The 17,487-nt window shown below is 47.2% G+C and carries 16 protein-coding genes and 1 pseudogene; 7 read left to right on the top strand and 10 right to left on the bottom strand.

Annotated features, from left to right (window positions below):
- Positions 1–48 precede the first annotated feature (48 nt).
- The 5 genes from HZB61_05975 (at position 49) to HZB61_05955 (ending at position 4,870) form a co-directional block, all read left to right on the top strand.
- On the top strand, positions 49–1,314 hold the full coding sequence (locus HZB61_05975; GenBank protein ID MBI5056143.1) for a PhoH family protein: 1,266 nt from the start codon (positions 49–51) through the stop codon (positions 1,312–1,314).
- Positions 1,311–1,853, top strand: coding sequence for a class I SAM-dependent methyltransferase (locus tag HZB61_05970; protein ID MBI5056142.1), 543 nt, complete (start codon positions 1,311–1,313; stop codon positions 1,851–1,853). The genes HZB61_05975 and HZB61_05970 overlap by 4 nt, the downstream gene beginning before the upstream one ends.
- Before the next feature lie 42 nt (positions 1,854–1,895).
- Complete coding sequence (locus HZB61_05965; protein MBI5056141.1) at positions 1,896–2,447, top strand: PilZ domain-containing protein; 552 nt, start codon at positions 1,896–1,898, stop codon at positions 2,445–2,447.
- A 15-nt stretch (positions 2,448–2,462) separates the two neighbouring features.
- Positions 2,463–3,416, top strand: coding sequence for a P-loop NTPase (locus HZB61_05960; GenBank protein ID MBI5056140.1), 954 nt, complete (start codon positions 2,463–2,465; stop codon positions 3,414–3,416).
- 140 nt (positions 3,417–3,556) lie between these two features.
- Positions 3,557–4,870, top strand: a complete 1,314-nt coding sequence (locus HZB61_05955) for a hypothetical protein (protein ID MBI5056139.1) — start codon at positions 3,557–3,559, stop codon at positions 4,868–4,870.
- Between the two features lie 94 nt (positions 4,871–4,964).
- Here HZB61_05955 and HZB61_05950 read toward each other — a convergent pair whose 3' ends face one another.
- Entirely contained in the window at positions 4,965–5,765 is an 801-nt protein-coding gene (locus tag HZB61_05950; GenBank protein ID MBI5056138.1) for a dienelactone hydrolase family protein, read from the bottom strand.
- A gap of 138 nt (positions 5,766–5,903) precedes the next feature.
- Here HZB61_05950 and HZB61_05945 point away from each other — a divergent pair, with 138 nt between their 5' ends.
- Positions 5,904–7,067: an LL-diaminopimelate aminotransferase gene (locus HZB61_05945; protein ID MBI5056137.1), complete on the top strand. Its 1,164-nt coding sequence runs from the start codon at positions 5,904–5,906 to the stop codon at positions 7,065–7,067.
- 2 nt (positions 7,068–7,069) lie between these two features.
- On the opposite strand, the gene HZB61_05940 is transcribed toward HZB61_05945, so the two are convergent.
- The gene (locus HZB61_05940; GenBank protein MBI5056136.1) at positions 7,070–8,377 is read right to left on the bottom strand and encodes a hypothetical protein; all 1,308 of its coding nucleotides are present in this window, start codon (positions 8,375–8,377) and stop codon (positions 7,070–7,072) included.
- Positions 8,378–8,380: 3 nt separating this feature from the next.
- On the bottom strand, positions 8,381–8,953 hold the full coding sequence (locus HZB61_05935; GenBank protein ID MBI5056135.1) for a hypothetical protein: 573 nt from the start codon (positions 8,951–8,953) through the stop codon (positions 8,381–8,383).
- A 138-nt stretch (positions 8,954–9,091) separates the two neighbouring features.
- On the opposite strand from HZB61_05935, the gene folK reads away from it, so the two are divergent.
- Positions 9,092–9,553 carry a 2-amino-4-hydroxy-6-hydroxymethyldihydropteridine diphosphokinase gene (folK, locus tag HZB61_05930; protein MBI5056134.1) on the top strand — a complete coding sequence of 154 codons (462 nt, stop codon included), beginning with the start codon at positions 9,092–9,094 and terminating at the stop codon, positions 9,551–9,553.
- A gap of 30 nt (positions 9,554–9,583) precedes the next feature.
- Here folK and radC read toward each other — a convergent pair whose 3' ends face one another.
- The 7 genes and pseudogenes from radC to HZB61_05895 all read right to left on the bottom strand — a co-directional run bounded on the left by radC (position 9,584) and on the right by HZB61_05895 (position 17,247).
- Complete coding sequence (gene radC / locus HZB61_05925; GenBank protein ID MBI5056133.1) at positions 9,584–10,243, bottom strand: DNA repair protein RadC; 660 nt, start codon at positions 10,241–10,243, stop codon at positions 9,584–9,586.
- A complete protein-coding gene (locus HZB61_05920; protein MBI5056132.1) occupies positions 10,240–10,623 on the bottom strand; it encodes a hypothetical protein in 384 nt (127 codons plus the stop codon). Before HZB61_05920 ends, radC begins: the two co-directional genes overlap by 4 nt.
- 11 nt (positions 10,624–10,634) lie before the next feature.
- Positions 10,635–11,132, bottom strand: coding sequence for a hypothetical protein (locus HZB61_05915; GenBank protein MBI5056131.1), 498 nt, complete (start codon positions 11,130–11,132; stop codon positions 10,635–10,637).
- Positions 11,129–11,869 carry a TIGR04255 family protein gene (locus tag HZB61_05910; GenBank protein ID MBI5056130.1) on the bottom strand — a complete coding sequence of 247 codons (741 nt, stop codon included), beginning with the start codon at positions 11,867–11,869 and terminating at the stop codon, positions 11,129–11,131. The genes HZB61_05915 and HZB61_05910 overlap by 4 nt, the downstream gene beginning before the upstream one ends.
- Before the next feature lie 55 nt (positions 11,870–11,924).
- Complete coding sequence (locus HZB61_05905) at positions 11,925–13,328, bottom strand: restriction endonuclease subunit S (protein MBI5056129.1); 1,404 nt, start codon at positions 13,326–13,328, stop codon at positions 11,925–11,927.
- Positions 13,325–14,740 (bottom strand): N-6 DNA methylase, encoded by a 1,416-nt coding sequence (locus HZB61_05900; GenBank protein MBI5056128.1) that lies wholly within the window; start codon positions 14,738–14,740, stop codon positions 13,325–13,327. Before HZB61_05900 ends, HZB61_05905 begins: the two co-directional genes overlap by 4 nt.
- A gap of 11 nt (positions 14,741–14,751) precedes the next feature.
- Positions 14,752–17,247 (bottom strand): annotated as a pseudogene (locus HZB61_05895) (DEAD/DEAH box helicase family protein).
- Positions 17,248–17,487: the final 240 nt, after the last annotated feature.

Raw genomic sequence — 17,487 nt, 5'->3', positions numbered from 1 at the left:
CAAAAAAACTTAAGCCGGAGAAATAAATATCCGTTATAATAAACAGGAATGAAAAAATCTTTTGTCCTTGATACAAACGTATTAATTCACGACCCGGAAGCCATCCTTCAATTTGCAGACAACGATATCATATTGCCGATAACCGTCATCGAGGAATTAGATAAATTAAAGAGAGGCAACGGCGAAATCCCGTACTCTGCGCGGCAGGCGTTGAGGCTGATAGATTCTTTCAGGGAGCAGGGCAACTTGTCAGCCGGTGTCAAAACCCCAAACGGCGGCTCGCTCCGTGTAATGATCGAAGAGAACATGCATCTGACCAGGCCTTCAAACGACAACAGGATCATTTCCGCAGCCGTCTCTCTTGCAAACGTCGATAACGCGCCACACCCCGTAATACTCGTGTCAAAGGACACGTCTGTCAGGATCAAGGCTGACGCGCTCGGACTTGTTACACAGGATTATCTGAAAGACAAAACCACGGTGTTCCAGCGGTACGGGAGTATCGTCGATGGAGGGGAAGTCACAAACGGCATTAAATCCGTACGGTATCTGAAATCCGGGGACAAAATATTCAGGGTCTATGGCGAAAGCAACATGGAGCTTATCAGGAGACAGCGCTCTGTCATGAACATCTCGCCGAAAAATATAGAGCAGGAATGCGCGATCGATGCCCTCCTGTCGCCCCAGATAAGCGTGATAGCCCTTACCGGAAGGGCGGGCACAGGGAAAACCCTGCTTGCTATCGCCGCCGGTTTATACTTCTGCACAAAACCCGTACACAAAGGCTCGCCGGAGTATTCAAGGAGATACGAGCAGGTCATGGTGGCAAGGCCAATCGTCCCGCTTGGCAATGATCTGGGTTTTCTGCCCGGAGACGTGACAGAAAAACTCCACCCGTGGATGCAGCCGATATACGACAATCTGGACTTCATTGTCGGCACGCCAAACGAGCACGGCGATGACAAAGAAAGCGATTACCGGAGCGCGGACTACCTGATTGAATCCGGGATCGTCCACATCGAACCACTTACCTACATCAGGGGCAGAAGCCTGCCGAGGCGTTTTCTCATTATTGACGAGGCGCAGAACCTGAGGCCCCTTGACGTCAAGACTATTATCACGAGATGCGGGGAGGGGACAAAGGTTGTTTTCACCGGGGACCTGGAGCAGATCGATTCCCCCTTTCTTGATGCCGCGTCTAACGGCCTGGCCCACCTGATAAATAAGTTCATACAGGAAGAGAACTTCTGCTATCTGAACCTTAAGCACAGCGCGCGGTCCGTCCTCGCAGAACGCGCGGCAGAGTTGTTGTGAGTCACGTCTGTCCTTCATGGCTGTCATTTGTACTCTATAATCCCATCAGAAAGACCTTTACCGACAGGAAAAAGGTCCTTGATGAATCTGGGATCAGAGCGGATTCCGTGGTGCTTGAGATCGGGCCGGGTAACGGTTTTCTGACAGAGGCGATTGCCGGGCGCGCGCGAAAAGTCGTCTCTGTTGAATTACAGCCCGGCATGGTAAAAAAACTGAACAAGAGGGTAATGAAATTTGGCGGCAAGGTTAAGCTTGTTACTGCCGACATAGCCTCACACAGCGCTGGGGATTCGTTTGCGGACGTGTGCCTTCTGTATTACTGTTTCCACGAAATAAAAAACCAGGATGGCGCTGTAATAAATATCAGCAGGGCCATTAAACCCGGCGGAATCCTTGCCATCTATGAACCGGGAGTCGAGGTGAATAAAGTAAAGATGGAGAGGACTGTCGGGATGTTTGAGAATGCCGGTTTCAAGAAGGAATCGGAGCATAAAACCTTATTCACCAGGTTTGCAAGATTGAGGAAACTGCCTGCTTAACCCCGTCTAAAGATTTCATGTCTTCCTGCCGTATATATTGATATGCAGGAAGAGAAGCCGGAAAAAACATCTTCACTTGATGGGGATATCATCGATCTAACAATAGAAAAGCTCCATTCTCATAACATATCTCCGCGTGTAGAAGAATTAACGGAACAGGAAGAGGATGATAATGCGAGTGAAGACGACCTTGCGGACAGAAGAAAATTCCCGCGCGCTGTCTTTACCTATCCGGTCGAATTCAAGCTGTTTTCACAAAGCACCGAACACGTGTCTTACAACGGAGAGTTAAAAGATATTTCTTTAAGCGGCGCCTGCATGCAGTTTGAAGATAAATACGGCAGGCTCAGCCTGAAAGACCTGAATAACGCAAAAATCAAGATCACTTTCAGCATTCCTCACGGAGGCAAGGCGAGTATTTTGGCCCTGATCCGCTGGATAAAAAAGATTGACCCCCGGAGCTTTTCCATCAAGCTGGGGATCGAATTCCAGGACGTTGAGAATTGGCAGATGGAGGCCATCGAGAAATTGATCGGAATGAGAAACAAGGACCACAACATGATGTGGAATCTCTGGGAGCAGTACGAAAAATAAGCGGGGGATTATTATATGGATGAAATAAAAAATAAATTCTGGGCAGTCGGCGGAGGCAAGGGTGGCGTCGGAAAGAGCATCGTCACCCTGCTGCTTGGGACCTCGCTGGCAAGGCTTGGCAACAAGGTCATACTTGTAGATGCGGACCTCGGCGGCAGCAATCTGCACACTCTCGTCGGCATACGGTACCCTAAAAATACCCTGGCGGATTTCATCAATAAGAGAGTGGAGACGATTGATGAAGTGGTAATGGAAACGCCTGTGGAAAACCTGAGAATAATCTGCGGCGCTGACGATATACTGGGAATGGCCAATCCTAAATATACGCAGAAGACAAAGCTCTTCAATCACTTAAAGAGGCTCGATGCGGACCTGATCCTTCTGGACCTCGGTGCTGGTACGTCTTTTACTACAGTGGATTTTTTCCTTTATGCCCCGAACAAAATAGTTGTGCTTACCCCGCAGATAACCTCAATACAGAATGCGTACGGCTTTATCAAGGCAAGCCTTTACCGCCAGTTGAACGAGACCTTCGGCAAAGACGAGAATGCCGCTGAGCTCATTAAACGGGCCGGCAATTCAGTCCAGGGCGAGGCAATTGATTCCATATCCAAGCTCTACGATTCATTTAAGGCCCTGGGAGAAGAGTACCAGGAGAAAATGCTCCAGTGCATTGACAACATAAAAATAAAATTGATCGTAAACATGGTAAGGGACGCAAAAGAAAGAAATGTCGGCAATATCGTCAAGTCGGTCGCAAAGAATTACCTTGCCCTTAATATGGAAGATCTCGGGGTCGTGCAATACGACAATGTGCTGGGCATGTCAATAAACAATATGGCGGATTTTCTGGCCAAGAGGCGCGACAGTCTGGCAAGCATTAATTTCTATGAAATGGCCAGCAATATTATGAAGAACTATTTGAGACCTACTACCGCTTGTCCCCCCGTGTCTCCAGTCAACAGGTAAAGAACCTTAGAAAATAAATCTTCAGATCATGTAGAGACGCCATTAATGGCGTCTCTACATTTTTTTATAAATGTTAAAATACCGCGACAATGCGCCTCAAGCCATCGAAAATATTTTTCTCCGGGATCGCAGGCAGCGGAATGTCTGCCATAGCCTGTTTCATGGCAGACAAGGGGCATATCATTGTCGGCTCTGACAGGGCCTTTGATATGGACCCTCTGCATCCGCTGAAAAAAACATTTCAGTCAAGAGGTATTAACATCGTGCCCCAGGACGGGAATGGAATAGATGCTACATTTGATCTTACGGTCTTCAGCACGGCGGTGGAGCCTGACAAGCCCGAAGTCATAAAGGCCCGGTCGCTTGGAATCCCGGTAAAGACACGTCCCGAATATCTTGCCGAGATCACCGCCTCATTCAGCACGATCGCCGTTGCGGGGACAAGCGGAAAATCAACCACGTCCGGGCTGCTTGCATTTCTGATGCAGAAGCTCGGGCTTAAGCCTAATTTCATCGGCGGCGGAAGGGTGAAACAGTTTAAATCTTTCTCCAATCCCGGCAATTCGCTCACGGGGAATTCCAAATATCTCGTTATAGAGGCTTGTGAATCGGACGGCACTATCGTAAATTACAGGCAGCAGCACTCCATTATCTTAAACCTCGCCCTCGACCATCACGCAGTCAATGAGACCGCGAAGATGTTCATGACACTCGCAAAAAATACAAAGGACAAGATTGTCCTCAACGCTGATGACACAAACCTCGTTGGAATAGCTGATAAAAACATGATCACCTTTTCCATCCATAGCCCATCTGATTTCAGGGCAGAAAAAATAAGCTACAAACCGTTCATCACGGAGTTCTCAGTTCATGAAACGAGATTCATTCTTTCACTACCCGGAGAATACAACCTCTACAACGCGCTTTCATGTATTGCTTTGCTTTCGGAGACAGGGGTGTCTTTGAATGCTATTGCCAAAGTTCTCCATGAGTTCCAAGGGATAGAGAGAAGATTCGACGTTCACCTGAATGACGGTGAAAGGCTTGTCATTGACGATTACGCCCACAATCCGCATAAGATCTCGTCCATGATGAAGACAGTAAGGCAACTGAAAGAGAATATCTGCTACATATTCCAGCCGCACGGGTTTGGCCCTACGCGGCTCATGAAAAATGAATACATAGAAGCCTTCATACAAAACCTGCGCGACCGGGACCACCTCATGCTCCTGCCGATTTACTACGCCGGAGGCACAGCAGGCAAAGACATATCAAGCCGCGACCTCGCGGAGGAGATAAGCGCTGCGGGAAAGTCTGTTGAAGTTATCGAGCACAGGGAAGATATTTTAAAGAGGTCTCATGAATACAAGGCATATATCATCTTCGGCGCGCGCGATGAAACGCTATCGGACTTTGCAAAGGAATTAGCAGGCGTGCTTTCCGTATCAAAATAAACTATCCCGCATTACATATCACTGTCACTGAGACACAGAGGAAATGTATAACAAAAACAATTTTTATTTCCTCCGTGACTCTGTGTCTCTGTGGTTATTTTTTGAAAATCGTTTTGAAAAATTCCTGCATGTCGGCCCATGACTTTTTATCGGCCTCGGCATTGTATGCAACCTTCATCTTAAACTTTTGCTCAATTGACGTGGAATCAGGATTGGAGAAACCGTGCTCGGCGCCTGGATACGTAATGAGTTTGTAATCAACATTTGCCTTTTTCATCTCCTGATCAAATTCAGTGACATAGAGGGCCGGTACATACCAATCCTTGTCCCCCTGGCACACTAATATTTTTGCCTTTATAACTCCTGGCTGGGCCGGATTGTTGGTTGACAGGCCTCCATAAAAAGTGACAGCGCCTTTGAGATCGACACCCGCGCGGGCCATTTCCAGCACAACATTGCCTCCGAAACTATATCCGATTGCAGCAATGCGGTCAGGGTCCACGGTCTCCTGCTGTTTCAATAAATTCAGCGCCGCCAGAAACCGCGCCTTCCTGAGCTCAGGATCAGAAGAAATCCCTTTTGCGTATCCCGCCGCCTCTTCCTGCGTGGTTGCCTGTTTACCGTCTCCGTACATGTCAACGGCAAGGGCTGTATAGCCAAGCTCCGCAAGCTTCTTCGCCCTGTCGCGTACGAAATCGCCGGCCCCCCACCATTCATGCACAACGAGTATGCCGGGCCTCTTCCCTTTGAATTTATTATCAACGGCAAGATATCCTTTCAATGTTACGTTGTCCGATTTATATTCAACCGGCCCGCTGCGCATCTCACTTTTTTGCGCGCAGGCTATAATCAACCCGCACAATAATAGTAAAATGTATTTCGTTAAATGTTTCATATCTTCCTCCAGTATGTTTTTTATAAGATTAAATTATACATTGATTGAACAGGTTTTGAAATAATTCCGTCAAACTCCGTATAATAGAGGACTTTTTTAGTTTACAAAACTTTCAGGAGGAATAAATTGCATAAAAAAATTTCCATTGACCTTGCCAGAAGGGTAAAGGGCCTGCCGCCCTATCTCTTTGCGGCGATTGACAAGATGAAGCAGGAGGCCCTGAAAAAGGGCATTGACGTAATAGATCTAAGCATCGGCGACCCTGACATCCCGACCCCGAAAAACATTGTTCAGAGGATGAAGAAGGCCGTTGAAAATCCCGCGCACCACCGTTATCCGTCGTATGAAGGAATGCTTTCTTTCAGGCAGGCGGTGGCGGACTGGTACAAGAGGAGATTTAACGTGAAGCTTGATCCGAAGACCGAGGTCCTTTCGCTCATCGGCTCAAAAGAAGGCATCGGGCACATACCCCTTGCGTTTATAAATCCCGGCGACTTTGTGCTTGTGCCGTCTCCGGGATATCCTGTCTACCCCGTTGCCACGCTCTTTGCGGGCGGAAAGAGCCACATCATGCCGCTGATCGAGAAGAACAAATATCTTCCTGACTTAAAGGCAATTCCCCGGGATGTCCTGAAAAAGGCAAAGCTCATGTTTATCAACTATCCCAATAATCCTACGTCTGCCGTTGCGGACAGGAATTTTTATAATAACGTGATCGGGTTTGCAGCAAAGAACAATATTCTTGTATGCCATGATGCCGCGTATTCCGAGGTTTATTATGACGGCAAAAAACCCATGAGCTTTCTTCAAATGCCCGGGGCCAAAGACGTGGGCATCGAGTTCCACTCGCTCTCAAAGACATACAACATGACGGGATGGAGGATCGGCTTTGCAGCGGGAAACGCAAACGCGTTAGCGGGGCTTGGAAAGATAAAGACTAATCTCGACTCCGGTATCTTTCAGGCAGTGCAGGAGGCCGGAATTGAGGCGCTGAATACCGGCGATGCCGTCCTCAAAAAAATAAGGGACACCTACCAGGAAAGAAGAGATGTCCTGTACAACGGCTTAAAGAACATCGGCCTGAAAGTCCAGAAACCGCGCGCGACTTTTTACCTCTGGGCAAAAGTGCCGAAGGGTTTCAATTCATCCAGCTTCGTTGCTCATCTCCTTGAAAACGCCGGAGTGCTTGGCACTCCCGGCAACGGTTTTGGCGCGCCGGGAGAAGGCTACATCCGCTTTGCGCTGACAGTTCCGGCAAAGAGAATGAAAGAAGCTGTGCAGAGGATAGGGAAGGCAATTTAAACTCAGTCATCATCCTCTTCCTCATCATCCTTCTGATGTTTTTGACGTTTATCGTAACCGCCATATTGGTTATCACGGGCTTCGATGTAATTATATCCGGCTTGCCCGTAGCCTTCTGACGGGTTATAAGCCCCGCCGCTGAAGCTGCTTTCCATACCATGCTGATCTCTTATTGACCTTGCCGTGCGCCTGGCATCGTCTTCATTGCCGCTTGGATGACAGGCCGAACAATTTTGATAACTGAACAGGCCTTCTTTCTGATGTTTCCGCTGGATCTTTGACGGCGAATGTTCATGACAGCCGTAGCATGTATATTCTTTGTAGTTACCGCTCTGGTGACATGTCTTGCAGTCGGAATTATGGTTTCTGTCAAAACGGAAAAACTGCGCGTGGTCGATCCTCGCGGTGCGCCAACTGTTTGTGGAGTGGCACTGATTGCAGCTTTGGTTGTTCTGGTGCAAGGTGTCAAACGGCCTTTGGTGGCATGACAGGCAGTTGCTTATGCTGTTGTCCCTTATCACAGCAGGGGCGATATTTTTGTAACTTGCAAGCTGCCTGTAACCATCCCCTTGTGAGCCACTCTCAGTGACATGCTGGTTTTTCACCAGCATCAAGATGCGTTCAGCATCTTTTCCGTCGCCGCTTGGATGGCAGACCGTGCAATTTTTATAACTTAAAATGCCCTTTTGCTGATGCGCCTGCCGGACCTTTTCAGGCGTATGGTCATGGCAGCCGTAACAGGTAAATTCCTTATAGTTGTTGTTTGACGGATGACACTTCAGGCAGTCAGGCGTGTGATTTTTGTCAAAGCGGAAGTAGTCGTGAGCGACCTTTGCCGCGCGCCAGTTGCCGGTTGTATTATGGCACTGCCCGCAGTTTTGACCATACCGCTGGTGCGGCGCGTCGGAAGGTTTCTGGTGGCAGCTTAAACAATTCCCTATATTCTTGACCGGCAGTAATGTGTGAGAAAATTTCGGGGCGGCATCTACCTTTCTCCCCGTATGTTCACTATGGCAAGATGAACATGACTCGTTTGAAAAAAGCTGGTGAAAGTGCGCCTTCCCGGGTCTTGAGTCCGCATTGACCGCGGCACCTGATACCAGAAATTTTCCTATGCTGGAAAGCTTGTGGCACGAGACGCACTTTTCTCCCATGCTGCCGGTTAAAAGGACATGGCATTTCAGGCAATCATTGTCCATGTGCCGGTGGCCTTTCAAAAGGTCGCCGGGGCTGAGCATCTGCTTAGGAAATATTGAAAGTAACAGGACAGTCAGTATCAGTGTTATTGCAATGAAAGTTGTTTTTATCATAAATCACCTCCATAAAAAAATGATTGTTACAATGTGCAGGCATGTAAAGATCGCAAAGACAATTGTTATCGGCCTGTGCACGGACCTCCATTTAGTCATGGCCTTTACGGTCAAGGACTCCAGGAACAGTTCCTTTTCAACTTCTTCCTCTTTCATACCGTTCTTTAAGAGCAGGTTTTTCTTAGCGGTCAGTGTCTCTCTCGATTCCTTTAAAAGGTATTTGCCGACCAGGCCGCTTATTACCGCGACAAGCATTGCGATCAAAGCGGCCCATGCCAATAGAGCGTTAAAATGAATTCCCCCGTGTACGAGAATCATGAGGGCGCCCGTCCACGCCAGGTACTCATGCAGTCTCAGGAAGAGGGCCGGTGAGCCATGCGTAATTATTTTTTTCTTTCTCGCTGAATAGGCAAAAGAGACTGCGATAAGAAAAGTGCCGGGGATGCCAAGATACCTTCCGATCCAGAGCAGTCCGGATTCATGCAGCATGAAGTCTATTATCAGGGTCATGAGTATCAGCAGGATGAACTTGAAGAGGAAAGGCTGAACGTTTCTAAAAAATAGTGAGTGTCTCATAACCGGCAACCGCCTTCTTTTTATAAAATTAAGATTGAACTTCTTGCCCAATCTTTGACTTCACTTTACCAGACGGTCGATTAAAGGAAGATTAAAGAAAAACGCGGAGAAAATAGTTTGTGATAAAATACCGGGGATATGCCCACAGCGTACATCGGCATCGGATCCAATCTCGGCAACAGAGAAAACAATTGCGGGAAGGCGATAAGGCTCCTCGAAGCAAACAACATCAAAGTTACAAAACGCTCCTCGCTTTTAGAGACAGAGCCGTGGGGAGTTGAAGACCAGCCGAAGTTCATCAATATGGCTGTTGAGATTGAGACCGATCTTGGGCCTGACGAGTTATTGTCTGTTTTAAAAAAGATAGAGGTCGAGATCGGCAGACGCCCGGCAAAACGCTGGGGCCCCCGTGTCATAGACCTCGACATCCTGCTCTATGATGATCTGATAATGAAGACGCCTGAATTAGAGATACCTCACCCTCATATCAGCGAGAGGGAATTTGTTTTGAAGCCACTTGCAGAGATCGCGCCGGAGAAATTGCATCCGGTTTTGAAGAAGAGGATTAAAGAATTGCTATCGACATTAAGTGGAACGTAAAGGGCTTGTTGATACATCATACGTCACTATTCACATTTCTCCGTTCTCAAGGAAACTGTAATATCCATTATGGTTAAAGATTATATGATCGAGCAGGCGGATGCCGAGGGTTTCGCCTGCGGACTTCAGTTGTCTGGTAATCTCGGTGTCTTCTTTACTTGGCGTCAATCCACCGGATGGATGATTATGAGCAATGATGATTGCTGACGCCCTGTCTGTAATTGAATCTGCAAATACCTCTCGTGGATGTGCCTGTGTTTTATTAACCAACCCGACAGACACCACACGACTTGCGATCACTTCATTAGCGCCATTTATTGAAATGCTTATAAAATGCTCCTGCTTGCGGTCGGCATAATGCTGGATCAATGGAAGTACGTCGGCAGGGAAAGAGATCCTTAATCCTTCAGGACGAATGCGACGGCGGGCAAATTCGAGGGCCGCTGCAATAAGAGTTGCCTTTGCTAATCCTACGCCGTCAATCTTCTGCAATTCTTCTATATCCAGCTTTGCATTATTACCATCCAGGGCTTTAAGAATTCGGTCTGCAACCATCATAACATCATGCGTCTTTGTTCCGCTGCCCAGAAGAATAGCCATCAGTTCAAGGTCGGTTAAAGCTTCCGCCCCTTTTTGACGGAGTTTTTCACGCGGACGATCCGGTTCTGGAATGTCTCTCAGCTTTTTCATTTTATGTACAGCCGAGCATTATAGGCCAATTCGATTGCAATTAGTTTTTGCTCTGACTTTTCCTCCGGCCATCCAATGATATTTGCATGTCGCTGTGGTTTATCATCAGGCACTATTCTCAATCGTCTTCGAAGGATTTGAGACGCTAAAATATCAGCCCGTCCAAACAGCGGTATACCGCGTTTCTGCGCTACTTCTTTGTCACCTGTCTCCCAGATTTCATTATCAGACAGATTTGAAATACGAAATACGGAAGTCTCCCCGTTAGGCGCGGGAAGGAAGGCTGCATATTTAACTCTATTATGCAGAGCACTGAAATGATTTTTATGAAGAATATAACGTGTTAAGTCTTCTTCAGGGAGTACCTGTTCTAAATCCATTTCCCCTCATCTTATGGATAGAGACGTCTGAGATTTTCTATAAGGACCGGTGGGATCGTGTCCCCAAAATATTCTGTGCCATGCGTCTTGTTGCTCCCAAATATCCCGGCATAGGTAACAATGTTTTTCCCGCTAAGGCTTATGACGAATATTAATTTTTTATCTTTATACCACTCTAACCCTATCTCCCCGGAAGGTTCAGCCGTAATTTGAGGCATTGGGAAGGAAGATGGTATTAAATTTATAAATTTAGATGCCTCAAAAAATGAATCTTTCGACACTGGCTCAGCGCCATAGCCGTCCCAGTTTGCTTCTGTACATTCTGTGTAAACTTCAATAAGCGACTCCATTGCTTCCTCTAAATGACGTCCAATGGTTAATGGTTCACAGATTTCCCGGAATTGATTTAGAAGATTCGTCACCAGATTTCTTGAATCATCACTGAACCCAGTACTGCTTGGACCAACAAAAAAGCTTGGACAGTCAATACATTGTATTGCAACACTCATTGAAATAGCTCCTTTGCTTTCGGCGTAATACTTTTAAAGAATATATTATTCTTGAAATCGCGTAATTGTTCGATAGTACTCCAAGCATCATCTTCATTTATACCTTCAGATTTTTGCCTGAATACATCAATATCTAATATTACAGGAAGAATCTTAGGATTAACAATCTGCTCAAAGGCCTGTGTAATGATGGCTGCGGCATCAATTGCCTGTTCATGTATGACAATACGTGTCAGAAAACTGCTGACGTCTTGCGGCAGTTCTTCTGGTACGATTGGCGCTGCGGTCAAATAATCGCCGAAGTCTTTTATTGGTAGGGGGATTTCTATTTTGTTGATATATCGTAAAGCTACTCTTGTAATTTCAGGAGAAACGACATCTCTGTAGATTTGCCACAACCTGTGTGCTTCGTCCCGGAAACTTTCCCACGTTTCGTAAGGTTTCAATCTGCTAAATGTGAAACCATCCAGTCTTGTCTGGAGGATCTGTTTCTGATCAGCAGAATAAAACATATACCCATCAATTGCTTCTGCAGCATTTGAGAGAAGAGGAGCGCCTTTCTTAAATTCCAGTTTCCCTTCCCATTTAAATCTTTCTTTTTTATCCGGGTATTGACCGGAGACCGCATTGTATATTGACTCAATCTGCTCAAGACGCAAGTCTTCTCGTATTTTTACGCGAAAGTCGATAACTGCTTCTGTGATAGGAGCCTTGGATAAGATTGGATAGTTGCTCATCGTTCCCATTTAACGAAGAAATAATTTGAGGTTATTATATCAGAAAAAGCAGTTTTCATTTAGTGGTTTTTTTAGACCGAACATTCGTCTTTTCGTTCTTCTCCCGCTCCGCCTTAATCTTTTCCAGCAGCACTGACGCAGGTTCATCATTTGGATCCTGCGGGACAAGTTCACCACGAAAGGCTTTGGCAAGGATGGACTGGGTGAGTTTGTCCACATAGGCTTTTGCCTTGGTATAGCGGGCCTCGATCTGGTCAGCCAGAGCAAACAACGCCTCCACCCGGCGGACGATTTCTTGTTGTTCGGGGAGCGGACATATCCTGATCTCTACCTTGCGGAGTTGAGTTGTATTGATTCGTGGACGCGTAGCACCATGAACTTCTTCAACCAGCTTATCATAGGATTCCCTGCTGACAAGCTGGTAAGTAAGGTATTGCCGATCTACTACCTCCGCCTTGGGTCGTAAACAGAAGCAATCTGCTTTGGCAATGGCTTTCGTTGCCAGCACTGGAAGCAGGCAGACGCGAATTTCTTCGGAGATGAACGAAGCAAAGATAATGTCGCCTATTCCGACCGTGTGCTTCTTAAGTGTCTCATATTTTTTGCGACTAACAAAACTTTCCTTTTCTCCGATAAACCTAAGGTGCCCGACATTCTCCAACCGAACCACACGGACGCCCGAGTCTGTGTAGTCGGACGACTTCAGGTTTGAGCCAAACGGCCCGTCAAATATACCGCCACGAGGAAGTAGTTCTTCGAGCGGTATCCATTGCCAGTCAGCAGGCAAGTCATTTTCGTAACTATCGTCTTCTCGCCACTCCGCTGTCAATCTTCCAGAGCATGCGGCGGCGAGGATGGATTGGCGGAAGCGTTTGAGGATGACCGGAATCTTTGTCAGCCGCTTCTCGCAGGCGTCCACTTTGCCTAATAGTTTATCCAGTTTTGTCACAATTCGGTTTTGCTCGGACAAAGAAGCGAGGGGGACTTTAAACATCTTCAGGTCAGCAATGTTAAAGCCTGGCTGTGCTGTTTTCTCGCTTACTGCCCACATCTGTTCCTTGAATTCGCGACTGAGAAAATAGTAAAGAATCCATTGAGGCGACGTGATATCTTGATTGACTGTCACCTTGCCTACAGATGACGTGGTGTTTGCTGTCGGAATCGTATCAGGAATAATGCAACACTTCCCAATAGTCGCGCCAGTCTTGGCAATCAGAATGTCTCCTGGATGAAGTTCGCTTTTTATATTTTTCTCGTGGACAGATTCTGGGATATAGACCAATCCGTTTGGCTCGAATTTTCCCCATCCCATGTCAGCAACACGGATATAAGGAATCCCCTTGTCAGTGTACGTGGCAGGCTTGATCTGACCGTGGTCCCCGTCTCCTATCGGATATTTCGTCTTTGCTGCAAGTGTTTGAAGTGGTGTTGTCACCCACCCTTCCGGCAACTCACTCATTTCTCCACACCCTCTTCTTTTTCTACCAGTGAAACAATATCCCTTAAGTCATCAACCATTGCCTCAAGCTCAGTAATGGCTTCACTGGCCAAGTCCTGCGGATCGGGCAGCCCGTCGCTGTCTTCAAGCGATTCATCTTTGAGCCATGTGATATCGAGCTTGAAGTTTCGCTCTTTGATCTCATCTACATGAAACTTGCGGAAACGGCCTCCCTCTCCTGAATCTTTCCGCTTACTTTGACCATTAGGGTTTTTGCTGTAGCACTTCTCAAATTCCTCAAAATGCTTCGAAGCCAGCGGCCGGTCTTTCTTTGTAATCCCGGGAACGTTGGAGCGGGCATCAAAAATCCAGACGTTTTCAGTCTGCACCCCCTTCTGGAAAAAAATGACATTTGCCTTCACTCCCTGGCTGTAAGGCGTAAACGTGCCTCTCGGCAGGCGCAGGACAGTGTGAAGGTTGCAGTCCTGCATAAGGATTTCAAAAACCTCTCCCGCCTTATTTTCAAAGAGGCAATTGTCAGGCAGAACAATCGCGGCCCTGCCGCCGGGTTTGAGAATATTCATTACATGTTGAACGAAATTAAGTTGCTTGTTGCTTGTCTCTATTGTGAAGTCGTCCCGCACGGGCGACTGATTCGCGCCTTTGGTGCCGAAGGGCGGATTGGTCAGCACGCAATTATAAAGCTCTCCTCTGTTAGGTTCATAAATCGTATCGCCTAAATAAATCTTCGCCTCTAACCCATGAAGGAAGAGATTCATGAGCGCAAGCCTTCTGGGACGCGGTACTAAATCCTGACCATAATAGGTCGCGGACTTTATCCGCTTGATATCTTTGCGGTCAAAGGCCCCTTTAGTCTGCTCTATCAACCATTCATAAGCACAGACTAAAAAACCTCCTGTACCGCAGGCTGGGTCGCAGATCGTGAAATCACGCACATCGCGCGGGTCCGGTTTCATGACCCGGACGATGGACTGGATCAAAACACGAGGCGTAAAGTACTGCCCCGCGCCTTTCTTTCCTTCGCTCGCTGCTTTTTCAAGCAAACCCTCGAAGGCCGCGCCCTTCACATCCACATCCATCTCCGACCAGTGTTCCTCGTCGATCATATTGATGATGCGTTTAAGGTTCACGGGATTATTGAAGCGCGGCATTGACTGGGCAAAGATGTCACCAAGGATTCCTTGTGCCTCCCGGAGCTTGCGAAGGATTTTGGAATAATGATCAGTCAGGCTTGTTCCCGATAGTTCCTTGAGGCTTGCCCAGCCGCATCCTTTGGGGACTTCGATATCCCGCTCATCAGCCATCTTGAGAAACAGCAGATAAGTAAGCTGTTCTATGTAATCGCCGTAGTCTATTCCGTCATGACGAAGCGTGTGACAGAATCCCCAGAGTTTGTTAACAATATCAGACATGAAAATCCTTTCTAAGCTGCTATGGCCGCATTGATCTCAGTTAGCAGCGACGATAGTTCTTTATCAAATACCCTTCTTGCCTTTCCCAACCCGCCGTTCCGCTCAAAGATCGGCGCATAGTCCAGATCGGCTTCTTCTATCGTGAGATTCCTGACCAGATGATCGCGGATAAGGCCGAGCCATTTCTGCTGTTCATCATTAAAGCTCCTGCCGTCCGTAACCTTCTTCATGGCCCTGTTCACACGCTCTTCTGCGGTCAGTATCGGCTCCTGCTCCCTGGCCGCATGTTTGACCATGGAGATAATATCCACGAGAGGTTTCTTGTAGACATACTTATGCGCCTTCTCGAGTTCGTCAGGAGGGAACTTGTTTTGTTTCAGCTTATCGACCAGTTCGTTCAGCACAGCGGTCTTCCATTCTCTTGGCTTTTCCAGCAAGATTCGTATAGCTTCGATATGCTCCGGGTTTTCCTTTACGAACCGTGAAAAAGAAACCAGATAATCCTCCGGCTTCTGATATTCAGAGCCCCTGTGGATCATAACCTCTGAACTGACTGTATCCGTGATATCGTAACCGATAATAAAAGAGCGTTTCGGCCTTGGATAGTTCTGCAACAAGTCCTGAAAATCCTTGTCCCGCAGGAGCATCATCGTGTTATTGAAATCCTTATTTATTCTGTCAGCCAATTCAGATGCAAACCTGCCCACATCGCCATCGGGGATATAAGCAGAAAACTTTTCCCTTGCCTCGCCGCTCATTTCTTTCTCTATGCGGCGCAGGCGTTTGACGAGGACCTTGATATGGTAATTACGGTCGATGTTCTGATAAATATTTTCGATTACCTGCGGAAGGGAAAGCGCCTCCTTCTGAAGGGACACCTCGAAGTCCGTGGTGTCCCTGAAATACTCGATCAACGTCCCGTTGAAACAGTCAAAGATGACAAATTTGAATTTATTGATCGCGTCACATCTTCGCGTTCCGCGACCGAGCATCTGCACCCAGAGGATACGTGATTTGACGGGGCGCAGAAATACGATAAATTCGAGGCTCGGAATATCAACTCCGGTAGTGAGCATATCAACCGAAACAACGACCTTGGGATTCGGCCTGTTTCTGAACTCGCGGATTTTCTGCAAAGGTCGGTCCACACTCTTGCTGCCGGTGATCTTCTGGACAAAATCGTCTCCCTTTCCAAATACCTCACGGCATATCTTCACAAGCTGGTCTGCATGGGAAGTAAACGGCGGGTCATTCACGGCAAAAATGAGAGTCTTTGGAAAGCGTCCGGTTTCTTCTTCGTGCCTTCGAGCATATTCAGCTATCTCCGTTATTATTTTAAGATTGCTCTCAGGCGATGTGATCTTTTGTTCGATGTCTGCTGAGCCGAACTCTCGTTCATCCTCAAGGGCGTCTTAAATAATCTTTCCGGTACTGGTATCAACTATACCGACCTGCTCGCCCTCTTTGAGGAAAGCTCCGTTCATGCGAACATTTGAGTTAATACGGATTGCATCATAATCTACAAGGAACCCGTCAAGGATAGCCTGTTCGGTAGTATATCGGAAGACAACATCCCTGAAATATGCGAGGGTATGAGACGCCGGGGTGGCGGTGAGGCCGATCTTTACGGCATCAAAATAGTCCAGTACGTTGCGCCAGATTGCAGTGTCCCGTGAGGTATAACCACGGTGACATTCATCGGCAATGATTACATCAAAGGTATGAATAGGGATGTCTATCTTTTCTGCATCGCTTTCATCGTCGGGGTCGCCGCCGTCCTGAGGAAATGCGCTCTCCCAGCCGAACAGATTGATGCACATCCTCTGTATCGTAGAAACGTAAACGAATGTATGAGCGGGTTTTGGGGCTGTCAGATAAGCCCCGGGCAGAACTTTGGGGTCAAACGGTTTGTCGTCATCGAAATCCTCCCGGTAAAATCGCTGGCTGAAGACTTCGTATTCCTGAATGAATTTATTCCCTTTTGGAGTATTGAATGCTGCAAAGGCGCTGACAGCCTGTGCGGCGAGCGCACGCCGGTCAACCAGAAAGAGGATGCGTTTCGCTGCTTTTGATTCGAGGAGACGATATATCTGCGCGACTGTCGTATATGTCTTGCCTGTACCGGTTGCCATTGCGATCAGCATGGTGCGTTTCCCCTGGATCATTGCAAACTCAATGGACGCAATGGCGTCTTTCTGATAATCACGCAGTCTCTCTATGTTGTTAGGAGTAGCTTGAAGCCACGCGGCGCTGCCGGCTTTATCATCGTTGAATAATTCTGTCAGCGCATCGGCTGTGTGAAAATTGGCAATCTGGCGGGAGAGGTTTTGCTCATCGCGGACGTCTATGTGATAAATCAGTTCACCGTTTGTTGAATAAAGAAAAGGCACATGGTAGCCGTTCCAGTTGCCCGGTCCTTTAAAAGAGCCCCGTGAGTATCGCTTTGCTTGTTCCAGTACATTCTGAGGGCCTACCCCGACTTTCTTTGCCTCGATAATACCGAGCAACTTGCCATGTACAAACAATGCATAATCAGCAGGTCCATTTGCTGTATGGTATTCTTCGACTGCATGACAGCCAAGTGAGGAAGTATCTAATGTCTCATTATCACTACTGTCCGGTTAAGAATCGAATAGATTCAACTGGTTTTGATTTTCGGTTATATTGAAACCATAATTGGAATACTGAACTATTTGTTGTAAAGGCATTTTTTCGAAAAGAGTAACTGACAGAATCTGTAATAAAGT

The sequence above is a fragment of the Nitrospirota bacterium genome, assembly GCA_016214845.1.
In the GTDB taxonomy this organism is placed as follows: domain Bacteria; phylum Nitrospirota; class Thermodesulfovibrionia; order UBA6902; family UBA6902; genus SURF-23.
The sequence above is the reverse complement of the archived record's forward strand: the minus strand, read 5'-3'. Positions and strand labels throughout refer to the sequence as shown.